This window comes from bacterium (assembly GCA_035371905.1).
Taxonomy (GTDB): Bacteria; Ratteibacteria; UBA8468; order B48-G9; family JAFGKM01; genus JAMWDI01.
On record DAORXQ010000051.1, the window covers coordinates 1 to 12,505 of the forward strand.

4 protein-coding genes are annotated in these 12,505 nt (G+C 32.2%); all 4 read right to left on the reverse strand.

The genetic code is table 11. From position 1 onward, the window contains the following. The coding region (locus PKV21_06340) for a hypothetical protein (protein ID HOM27107.1) at nucleotides 1-415 on the reverse strand (415 nt) is incomplete at its 3' end. Between the two features lie 9 nt (nucleotides 416-424). Beyond that, nucleotides 425-1,210: a hypothetical protein gene (locus PKV21_06345; protein ID HOM27108.1), complete on the reverse strand. Its 786-nt coding sequence runs from the start codon at nucleotides 1,208-1,210 to the stop codon at nucleotides 425-427. A 7-nt stretch (nucleotides 1,211-1,217) separates the two neighbouring features. Further along, a complete protein-coding gene (locus PKV21_06350) occupies nucleotides 1,218-7,736 on the reverse strand; it encodes a fibronectin type III domain-containing protein (GenBank protein HOM27109.1) in 6,519 nt (2,172 codons plus the stop codon). Nucleotides 7,737-7,774: 38 nt separating this feature from the next. Continuing rightward, on the reverse strand, nucleotides 7,775-12,505 hold a 4,731-nt coding region (locus tag PKV21_06355; GenBank protein ID HOM27110.1), incomplete at its 5' end, for a carboxypeptidase-like regulatory domain-containing protein.

Below are 12,505 nucleotides of genomic sequence, written 5' to 3' on the forward strand. Positions count from 1 at the left end.
TACTCTGTAAAACATAAGAAAATTGAGGTTTATTCTGAAATTTATTAAATGAATAATTCCCCAGTTTTATCACATCTTCTATTTTTTTATCCTTCCAGTAAATTTCAAAAAGAATCCTTAAACTTTCATGTATAATATTGGGATTTTCAAAAGATGTTTTATAAATTAAATTTTCAAGACATGTTTTTGCCTTTTCATTATTTTTAAGATTATAGTATGATGCTCCGATGTAATAATTTAATTCAGGGTTTTCCTCAAATCTATCTTTCTCTTTTTCTAAAATATTTATAACATTTTCATAATTTTTCCTGTTGAATTCATTTTTCACTTTTTCAATAACATTTTCTTCACCATTTAATTTCAGAAAAGGAAAAAATAATAAAGAAATGTAAAAATAAATTAATTTCTTCTTCATTTGTCCTTTTTATCTATTAAGACGGTAGGTAAAAAGTACCGGTTTATTATTTCTCAAAACTTCCACTGTTACAATCTGGGTATTTGAATTTTTTATCTGATTATAAACATTGAAGGCAGTACTTATACTATCTATAAGAACTCCATTTACTCTTCTTACTATATCTCCATTTCTCAATCCATATTGATAGGGAATACTATTTTCCGGCAAATTTAAAACTCTGAAACCTTCAACTTTTCCTTCATTTACATTTGGAATTACATTTAAATTTTCAATTAACTTTCTATCATTGACAAGAGTATTTATTGTATTATTAAAATCCACATCCATTGTTACAACATCTTCCGGAATTTTTGGTGTCTCCGGTAATTTAGGAGATACAGAAATCTTTGTTGTCTCTTCCCTTGAAACAACAAGTGGAATTCCACTGGATTTATTTTCAAGATTTAAAGAAACATTTTTACCGTCATATTCAAAAATAACTTTATCCTTCATTATTTTAATAATCTTACTTTCACCAATTCTTTCACCCTCTTTTAAAATATTCTCTATATTTGTTTTTTTATCCTTTATTATTACAAAAGAAGTGCCTTCTGGAAAATAAACAATCCCGAGTATCTCTATCAGTGTTTCAAGTGAAGGTAAAGGCGCTGGTTTTAAAATACTTGTTGTCTCAACTTTTGGTGGTGGCGGAGGTGGAGGTGCAGTAAAAACATTCCTTTTTAAAATTATAGATTCTTTACCAAATAATATACTGTAAATACACCCCAAAATTATAAAAACTGTTTTTTTCATACCCCAATTAATATTTTATCTTTTTAATTAACAAAATTAAACTTCCAGAAAACAAAAGATAAGGGAAAATGCCACTTAAAATAAGAAAGACAAAAATTAAAATAAAATAGAGAAAGATTTTAACAGGGATTATTAAAAATCTGTGGTTTCTCAGAAATTCAGCAAAAGCAGGAGAATGTCTGTAATAAAATTTAACAAATTCCCTGCCTAAAATATTCTTAACTAAATATTTGTCCCTGAATTCTTTAAATAATTTTACCTGCCAGTTATTCTCTCCAAAACATACACTTGCAACAAAACAACCTCCTCCTGTCTGTTCTGAAGGAATTCCTGCTGTATCAATCCATATATAAAAATATTTCGTTGACTGGTCATAATTCAAACCAGAAGGAATTGTTTCTTTATTTGGGAAAGAACCATCAGGCCTTGCATACCATGAATATCCAAGCAAAGCATTTCTATGTAAAGCCCTGACTCTTATATACCATCTTGCATTTTCCCATAAAATATGAGTATCGTAAATAATAACTTCACAAAGTCCTGTTTGATAATTATAAACATTATCTGCAATTACCTGTAATACTGAATCAGGGCTTGTTACATCATCTGGCTTTCTATTTTTCCAGAACTCTACATAATAATAACTTTCACTCTGTGTATTATCACTCCATTTAATTACCATGTTATTCCAGCCACCATATGCCTGTAAATTTGTAGGATTTTCATTAAAAGGAAATGCAGTTGGAATTGCCCATGCAGGATTTGAATCTCCACTTACCTCTCCTGTCTGCTGGTTAACCGCTTTTATGACATAATAATATGGTCTGCTGTCTGAATATATGGGCGAGTCAACACATGTAGTTGAATCTGCCGGAACTGTTTTAATCAGAGAATAAGATGGATTTGGATTCCCTATTGTGGGATGTTTACTGTATATCTTAAAACAGGTAGCGGTTGATGGTGGTAACTGGTCCCATCTTAAATCAACCTCTCTTTCTCCGCCTATTGCAGTAAGTCCTGTTGGTGTAAGTAATAATGTTGTGAAATATGTTGGCTCACTCCATTCAGAATAAATTCCATCTGAGTCCTGATATCTTACCTGCCAATAATATGTTTTTCCTTCTTGAAGTTGTGTAGTTACTGATATTGAAATTACTGCTCCTGCATTTAAATTCTGCCAGTAAGGATTTGATGAAGAACCACCGCTTTCCCATAATCTCCACTGTGAATTAATTTGTGTATCTCCATCAGGGTCAACAAAATTAGAACCAGTTAAAGTTGGAGTTAAAGTAATACCTGTTGCTCCATTTATTGGTGATTGACAAGAAGGTGTATTTGGAGGACTATTTGTTCTTGTTGTAAAATATGTTTCATCACTCCAATCAGACCATCCACCATTTGAGTCCTTATATCTAACATGCCAGTAATATTTAGTTCCAAAACTTAATTTGCCAGAAGGAACCTGATGAGAAGTAACAGCACCTATTTCTCCACTATCATAAACAGGACTTAAGTAATTCTGGTCTTGTTCTAACCTTATCTGCCATTGAGAAGAAGCAAAAGAAACTCCAGAAGGATGAGAATAATCTGATGCCTGTAAAGTAGGAGGGATAGATACATTTGTAGAACCAGGTGAAGGTGAATTGTTTGTCGGTTTATCTGGTCTTGTAGTTGTTACACTTACTGTATTTGAATAACTTGAATATTCTGTTCCTGATGCAGTTTGTCTGTATGCTCTTACTCTGTAAATATATGTTTTATTTTCAGTTAAACCCAGTCCATTATTATCATCTATATATGTTGTTATATCCTGACCTGCTTCACCAATCTTATTAAACCCATTTCCATCATCCCTTTCTATTTCAAAACCATCTTCATTTGGATTTGATGAATTATCTACCCAGTTTAAAATAATCCGCCATTTCCCATTAACATATTCAGCAGAACCAGTTAAATTTGATGGTGGTTGTAAAACACCGGTACTTGTTGTTACACTTACTATATTTGACCAGGCAGAATAAGTTGGTGGAGTTGTAATAAATGCCCTTATCCTATAATAATATGTTGTATCAGGAGTAAGTCCTGCTCCATTATTATCATCTGTATATGTTGTTATATCCTGTCCTGCCTGTCCAATTGTTTGCCATGTTCCAGTTGTTCCTATTCTCCTCTGTATTTCAAAACCATCTTCATTTGGATTTGATGAATTATCAATCCAATTCAAAACAACCTGCCATTTACCATTCACAAATTGGGCATTTGCTGAAATAATCTGTGGTGCATTTAATATTGGTATTTGAATTGAATTTGTTCCTACAATATATTCTCCACTTGTCCCTATATCAAACTTAATTCTATCTCCAACAAGTCCAATAGGCAAAGATAAATCATTTCTTATTTCAATTTCAAAAGTATCACCTGTTCTTGCATTTTCAGAAGTCCTTAAAACAATATAAAAATCATCTCCTGAATTTGTACCTGCATCATCATCAGGAACAGGATAAATATTATCTGGAAGAGTTAAAATTACTTTATTTCCAGAAAAACTTATTGATTTTAAATTAATTGGTATATCCTCTGCATCCCATCCAGAATTAATACCACTTTCTTTATATAAAGCTAGCCCACTTCTACTTCCATCAGTTGTTCTACTTGCAAGATTACTCAAATTTCCATTATAATAAACAACAATTTCTTTTAAATATCTTTCACCATCTGTTTCATCCCTTTTCCCATCAAAAAGATTTATTCCAATTGCAGGACAGTCATATGTTGGAGGAACAACATAATTATTACTTGGAATAAGGTCTGTAAGTTTTAAATTTACATTACCTGTTATATTATTTGTTGTTAAATTTATATTTGCAAATGAATAGCCAGATGTAAAAACTAAACAATTTGAAGGCAAAGATACAGAAAAAATATCCTGATAAAGCAAATTATCACTTGTCCTTATAACTACAAAAAATTCATTTCCAGTATTGGTTTGTGGTAAATTTACATTTGATAAAATACCTTCAGCATACCAACCAAGACACCTTCTTCCCCTTCCTACAAAATAAATATCATCTCCATCTGTATATTTTCCATCTTGGTCCTCATCATAATAAACAAAACCAAATGTGCCTTCATGAAGTTTTTCACCAAATGTTCCTGTAGGAGGTATTGGTCCAACTATAATTTTATCTGTTTGAGGATTAAATATTCCATCTTCATCTTCATCAATCCACAGGCAATCTTCAGAACTCCATATACTATCATTATTTGCATCATACCAGTAAACTTTGTCATCCCATGAAAAATAAGAAAGAATTTTACCCTGCCAGTTTTGTATATCTGTTTTATATCCAGGGCCTGGGTCAGAAGTTCCATCTCCATCTACAAATCCATCTGCATAATCTGATTTCCAACTTGACCAGTTAGTAGGTAAAATTGTATCTTGTCTCCAGTTAAAAATATTGTCATTTGTTGTATCTCTCCATATTGAAATACCACTTGTAATATCATTAGTTAAATTTGCAATAATTGTAGGAAAAGGTGTATCATCAGGGAAAAGCCCTTCTTTTGGATTGAAATAAACCCTTATTTTTTGTAATTGATTTGTTCCTGTTGGGTCCCATGCACTTATTCCAATAACTCCAACTGGATCACTTGAAGCATCTATTGTTTGTCCTGAAGTTGTAAGGTCTGTAAAAATTGTTGATGTAACTGTTGTATTTGTTAATGTATATGTCCTTACTCTTTTATATGTTATACCCCATGCATCTCCTGTAAAATTTAAAGTGGACTCTCCAACCAAGTCGCTTCCCCAGAGTAATATATGAAATCTATCCCCAGGGTCCATATTCTCGTTTGGTTGTATTACAAGAAAATAATCAGGTCCAGCATTTTGTCCAGTATCATCAGTGGGTATATATCCAACAGATGTATAATTTTCATAACCTTGTGGCGGGTCTCCAAATTCCATTCTTATCCTAAACCTTCCTTGTGGGTCATCTGCTGCTCTCGGTAATAAATAAGGCAGTTTTGTCATCCATACCCTTTTATCAAGAGGGTCAAAAATACCATTTTTATTTGTATCCTTATATAAAGCAATTCCACATCCACCATCAGGGTCATTAGGATCAGAATTTGGCTTTACAAGTTCTGGAAAAGCAAGTGTTGGAGGGTTATTATCATCAATTATTATCAAACTCATAAAATCAAAAGATATATTTTTCCCTGGTGGAGCAACAAGATTTATTCCAATTATAGGTGTTTTTGTAAATTTGTTAATTGATTGATTTGGATATGTTAAATTTGTAAAGAAAGTCGGAACAGTTGCAGGATAAGAAATCGCTTCTATTGGCTCATAAATTCTATCTCTATTTTCATCAGGAAAAATCCTTGCCCATTCGCCATTTGTAAACATTATATCTTCCCATGGATTGTTATTTATAATTGAAGGTCTATCATTATTTTTTGTAAGTCCTATTGCTGCATAAACCCTCATCCCATAATCAATTCCTCTTTCATAAGGACTGCTTGACTTATATCCTGTTTCAGGAACACTTATTCCTCTTGGTTTAATACAGATAAATAAATCATGTCCTATATTTGACTGCATCCCTGGATAATCATTTCCTTGAATAAAATCATCATTTGGTAAAGGAATTGGATTTTTTGGCTTTAAATCAACAAAATATCTTTTATCATCATCATTTGGATTTGCTGGGTCATCGTTTGTTGGAGACCATTTTGTTCCATCTGAATTATACCATTCAAGTGAAGAAGTATCAAGAGGAACAAAAGTATCCGCAATTGTAACTCTGTGAGTACTATAAAGCATATCATTTTCAGTAATTGTTCTACTATCTGGAAGTCCAATAGTTCCACCTGTCTTACTATCAAGCCATAAACTTACTCCAGAGTCCTCATTATCACTTAAAGGCATAAGTTTGTTTGGTTTAAATCCACCTATTCCCTTAAACCATACCCTTATCCATTGAAGTGCCTCATCACGTGCAGATGGTCCCCAACTATCTGTCATATTTATATAAAATATTGGCATTGGAACTCCATCTGCCTCAATAGGTCCATCAAAAAAATTTGGTTTTATATCAAGAGCAATTCTTACATCTTTTACATTATCCCTTGTTCTTATCAAAGTTTGTGAAAGATACATACTTGGGTCAGGACTTTCTCCAATAGGTCTTGTTACAACAATTCCATCATCAAAAACAGAAGGGTCTATATAAATTTTAAAATCAGAACCATACCAAGGCCTATTTGTAACCCATCCATGGCTTGGGTCAGTAGCAATAACAACAAAATAATCAATATTTCCATCTGCAACTTTATCAAGAGTATCATTATGTTCAAATGTAACCCGCCATCTTCTATTTCCTTCAGGAGACGATGGAAGAGAAAAAAACTCCATATGAGGGGTTCCCGGTATTACATTTGCTGCAATTAATCTTGTATCTGATGCAGGGTCAAAATTTCCATCTCCATTATCTCTATAAATTGCTATATTTGAATAAGGAGAAAGCAGATGAGAAGCAAGCATACTTACATCAAAATTATTTGAAATACTACCTGTATCTTCACCTGTATCTTCAATAATTAAAGTTACTCTTGAAAGCACCTCATTGTCATTTGTTGAATAAGTACTTCTTCCTTTCAATGAAAAACCCAAAACTCTATAAGGAACACATAATCCACATAATTCAGGAACAGCCAATGCATCATCAATTCTTTTTGCCACTCCATCAAGTGGATGGTCCTGAGCATATGCCCTGTATAAATAAAGGGGCCCATAAAGATATTTATTAAAAACAGGAGGATTTCCACTTATTGTAGGATATCCATTTATTTCTAATGGACTGCTCGGGTCATAAGTATCACTTCTCATAGGAACCAAATCAACAACTCTTGAATCACATATAATTGTATTTGTCTCTATTATTCCTGCAAGTGGAAAACCAACCCTTACTTCAAACATATTTCTTGCATCATAACCACCTGGCATATCTCCTGAAATTTTATCTGAAGTAAAAATAACAACCCATAAATCTGGTCCCTGAGTTCCATTTTGTGCATCATCAGAATCGGGAATTAAAAAATCTATTGGAATATTAAAGGATAAACTACCTAATTGCCTCGGGTCAACAGAACCAATTTCAAAATCAGAAGGGTCAAAACTTCCTTTTGTTCCAATATCCCTATAAATTGCAACTTTTCTAAAGTCCTCTGGTTCTACTGAATGATTTGAATTAGCATTTATAATTACTACACTTACATAATTAAGTGTATTATTAAAAATTCCATTATTTGGGTCAAGTTGTGGCCAGCCAGGACTTGCATTACAGGAAAGATTAAGTCCAATAACAGCAGTAGGTCCACTCATTGGTAAAATTGCCTGATTTGCAATTGTAAGGTCTACACCTGAACGAACAGCCCAGGCACCAAATGAATAATTGGAAATAGAAACAAAAATAAACAAGAGAAACTTAACATAAATCCATAATACTCTTTTAAATTTCATATTTCCTCCTATTTATTATTTAGACATCTTTTTTAAGTTTAGAGTTTAGCAGTTTTCCTCCAGTATAAAATAAAGAATAAAACTGAAATTAAACAAACAAAGACAAAATAATGAAGGATAAAGTAAGCAAATAAAATAAAAGGATAAAGAGCAATTTTCACAAATGTCTTAAGAATGACTTTATCCTTTATATATTCCTTCACATAAGGAGAATGCTTATAATAGAACTTCACAAACTTTTTACCCATTTCTGATTTAAGAAGAACTTTATCCCTGAATTCTTTTAATAACTTTACCTGCCAACTATTTTCTCCAAAACAGGCAGTTGCTATGAAACAACCTCCTCCCTCTTCTTGAGGAACTGTCTCTCTGTATTCAATAAGGTAACTTGCCGGATTTATACAGTCAACCTCTCCATAATCATTAAATGCACTTACTTTATAATACCACATACCAACTGAAGGAGGAGTATCTGTTGCTGTTCTTGCATTCGGGTCATTGATTATCTGTACGGGACTGCCCCAGTTAGAAGGTGTTGTACTTCTGTAAATCTTAAATCCAGTTAATGTACCTGTACCTGGTACATAATTCCAGTAAATATAGATACTGTTTACTCCAAGTTCACATCTTAAGTTTGTCGGAGCATTTGGTAAATCAAGTGTTGTTGTTGGTCTTAAAATATATGTTTTAGTTGGTGATGTAACAATAATCTCTATTATTCCATCATTATTAACATCTGAAACAATGACTTTCTTTATATTATCATTTAGATTGTAAGACATAATTTCATTCAAGTTAGAGTCAAGAACTTTTACATAGGTTCCATAAGATACAATTATTTCCTTTCCTGTCTTTCCATCAAAATCAACACATGCCCATACCTTTCCAATACCCTGTTTTTCAAGAACAAACTGTGTCATATCAATTAAATAAAGGTTTTCATTTGAATCAGAAATTAAAAGTTCTTTAACTCCATCATTATCTATATCACTTAAAGCATATTTAATATCATAAGTATAAGCACCAATAGAAGATTGAGTAAGGATATTGCCTGTTTTAGAGTCAAATCTATAGATTGTAAGTGGAACCTGATTTGCCTGTGTTGAAGTCCTAATCCCTATTATATCCTGTGAACTCCCACCATAAACAGAAGAAACAAGTGTAATAATTCTACCCTTTTGATTTGTGAGTGTTTTTGTCCATAATAAATTACCTTTGAGTAAATCTAAGGCATAGACATTCAAATCAGATGTATCATTTACTCCACCAAAAACAGCTATAAGTTTATAATCATCCCTTATACATAAATTAAGTTTATCTACCTCTATTTTTTGAGGAACATCTTTTGTCCATTCTACTTCATTTTCTTCATAATCATAAAGCATAATATTTGTGTAAATTGAACCATCTAAATTTATCCCATATCCTGCAAAAAGTATCTTGTTTTCAGCAAATCTTACTCCCCATGTAGTATTATCAGGTGGCAAAGGTGTTCCGCTATATGAAAATGAACCTATTTTATTCATGTCTTTATCATATATTTCAAGTAAGTTCTGGCCAATTCCTGTTAAAATAATTTCAAGTTGTGTATCAATGTCAATACTATCAATTAATCCGAGATTATAATTTGTTGAAATTGTCCCTTTTTGAGTGTATCCTGTATTCTTATTGTAATTATAAACAACTCCTGTATAATCCTTTTTTATAATAAGTTCAAGTTTTCCATCATAATCAAGGTCTCCTGTTAAAATATTTCCTCCAATCCCAGTTGACCAGTCAAGAATAAGTTGAGAATAGGATGGTAGAATAGTACTTGATTTAAAGTAATAATCATTTGAATTTCCCATATCATACTCTTTAAATCTCCATCCATTTGTAATAATAAAGTTCTGGTCTGTTATATCTGAACTTGCTGTCCCATCATATGCCCTTATTTGTGGAAGTGCAACATGAACAGCAGGAATAATATAATAAATACCTATTGAACTTAAATCACTAAATTCATAATAACCATATAAATCCGTAGTTGTTGTTCTGTTTGCCTCTCCTGTTAATACCACTGTTACATTCTTTACTGGATTTCCACTATAGTCCTTAACATATCCACTTATCTTAATCTGTTTTATATCATGTATCTTATAACTTTCAACATTTCCAGCAAAATCTTCAGCCCAGTATTTTATCTGTTTTGTCTCAACAGGTGTATCTATCTCTCCTGTCTCTACACTTAAAGAAGAACTTGTAAAATCAAATGAAGAAGGTGTATTATTGTCAAATTGATACCAAATCTTTTTAATTCCTGAAACATTATCAGAGGAAGTTATCTTAAACTTCCTTCCAGAAAGTATTTGTATTGATGAAACAGGTCTTGTTATATCTACATTGATAGTTGTTAAGTTTACAATAGTTGTTCTTGTATTCCCTAAATTGTCAGCAGCACTAATATATAAAGTCAGATTTAAATCCTTTCCTTCTGAAACAGAAATTGGATTTGTATATTTTGTATAATTTACACCATCAAAGGAATATTTAACTTCATAAATACCAGAACCATCATCAGAGGACTCAATAACAATATTCGGTTTTCCAGTATTTGAATTATACCAGTTATTTGTATCTGGACCTTTATCAAAGTCAACTTTTGTAATTTCAGGTGCATTATCATCAACAACAAAATTCAAAGAAACAGTATTCCCTGTATTCCCAGCACCATCAATAGCATATGCCTCAATCTTTCCATCTGAAGAACTAACATTAAATTGTCCTGAATAAGTTGTCCATTCAGTTAAACTATTTTCTATCCTATATTTTGGAAATCCACTGGATACACCTGATGCAAAATTATTAACTTTCGGGTCTATTGAAGATATAGTAAATGCTGTCTTTCCAATTGTTGAAGCAGTATTATCTCCAGAAGTTACATAAAGAGTTGTTCCAGATAAATAATATGGTTGAGAATATGTTATGGTTGTTATAGGCGGAGTTGTGTCAAAAGTAGAAATATTGTAAATTCCATGGTCACTCTCATTTCCAGCATAATCAATAGCCCAGCACTCAATTTTATTTATTCCATTAGGTGTTGTAAATGTAGCAGAAGAACCAGTCATTTCATTCAGAATTTCAGTGTTATCATAAAGTATAAATTTATAATAAACTTTTTCAACTCCTGAACCAGCATCAGAAGCATTTAAATTAAATATTCCATTTGATAAGGTTAAACTTACATTTGGCTTTGTTCCATCAACTTTTAAACTTGAACTTATAAGTGAGGTATTTCCTATATTATCTACTGCCCTGCAAAATACATAATAAGTACCTTCAACACTTATATTTATTTTTGTCCCAAGATTATAATCATTATATTCTGATTCATTAGGGGTAGTTGGACTTGGCTTTATAACATACTGAAACTTCTTAAATCCACTTCCTATTTCTCCTGTTGGTAATGGGTCATTGTAATTATTTGGTTCATTATATTTAAACTCAATTGAAACACCTGATTTATACCATCCATTATTTCCATCAGGGCTTGAAGGTGTTATTTCTATATCTGGGTCTGGTACATTATCATCTGTCCTTAAATTTCCACTTCCTATTTCTTGTTGTGAGTTTTCTGGATGATATTCTTCTCTTTCAACAATCTTATGTTCTTCTTTATTCTCAAGATTATCCTGTGCATAATACCAAATTGAAGTTGTCCCTGAAGGTAATGTAAACTCATAGATTGTCTCAGAATATTCATAATAACCATCTCCATCTTTGTCTTGATAATTAATAGTTGGATTTAACCAGGAACCCCATTTATCTTCTGAATCAAGAACTTCTAAACTCGTACTTATTCTATAATTTGGGATACTTCCTAAAATATTTAATCCACAACTTGCTTTTCCATCACTTGTCTCTGAACTTGGTGGTGTATCATCTGCTATCAACCTAAATTTTGTACCTCCATTTGAATTTGAACTTGAATTGATAAATATATAATCAATCCATTCCTGTGGATATGCTCCTGGTGGAAGCAGTAATGTTTCTGGTAATGGCAATTCTGGATTATCAAGGTCAGTATTTGCTGGTGGAATAGGTGGCCAGATTTTTCCATTTGTTATCTTAATTGTAACTTTTGGCGCATAGGTATCTACATATATAAGTCCATTATAATAATCTGTTCCATCAACAAATTCAGTTATACCCTCTACCTCTACCTCATTACCAACTTTATCTTTTGCTTTAACCTTTATTTTCGTACAGGAATTCTCAAGGTCAAAATTCTTTTTCCCAAGTATTCCTCTATTATCTATAACCTGATACCATGTATTTCCTCCATCCAAACTGTATTCCGCCTCTTCTATCCCTGTACCTGTATCCTCTATATCTATTTCAATTGGAACTGCATCTTTATACCACCAGATATTATTCACTCTTGAAGGTGTACGTCCTGTTAATGTTGCCTTTATATTTATAACTGGATATTGATTGTCAACAGTAAGTGTATTTGATACTATCGTTGTCCTGTTACATAAATAATCCTCACTTGATACATTGTCCCTCACTGTAACTTCAAGTTTCAATCCTGTCACACTTTGAGGTACTGTCGGAACTTCAAAACTCCCTGAATAAGTCCCGCTTGTTGTACCCTGTACTGTAATTGGATTTACTAGTAAATTTAAATCCTGTATCAAATTATCACCCTGGTCAAGCAATCTAACACTTAAAACAACTACTGGTCCATTTGCATCACTCCATGTCCCTTCTATAATTACAGTATCTCC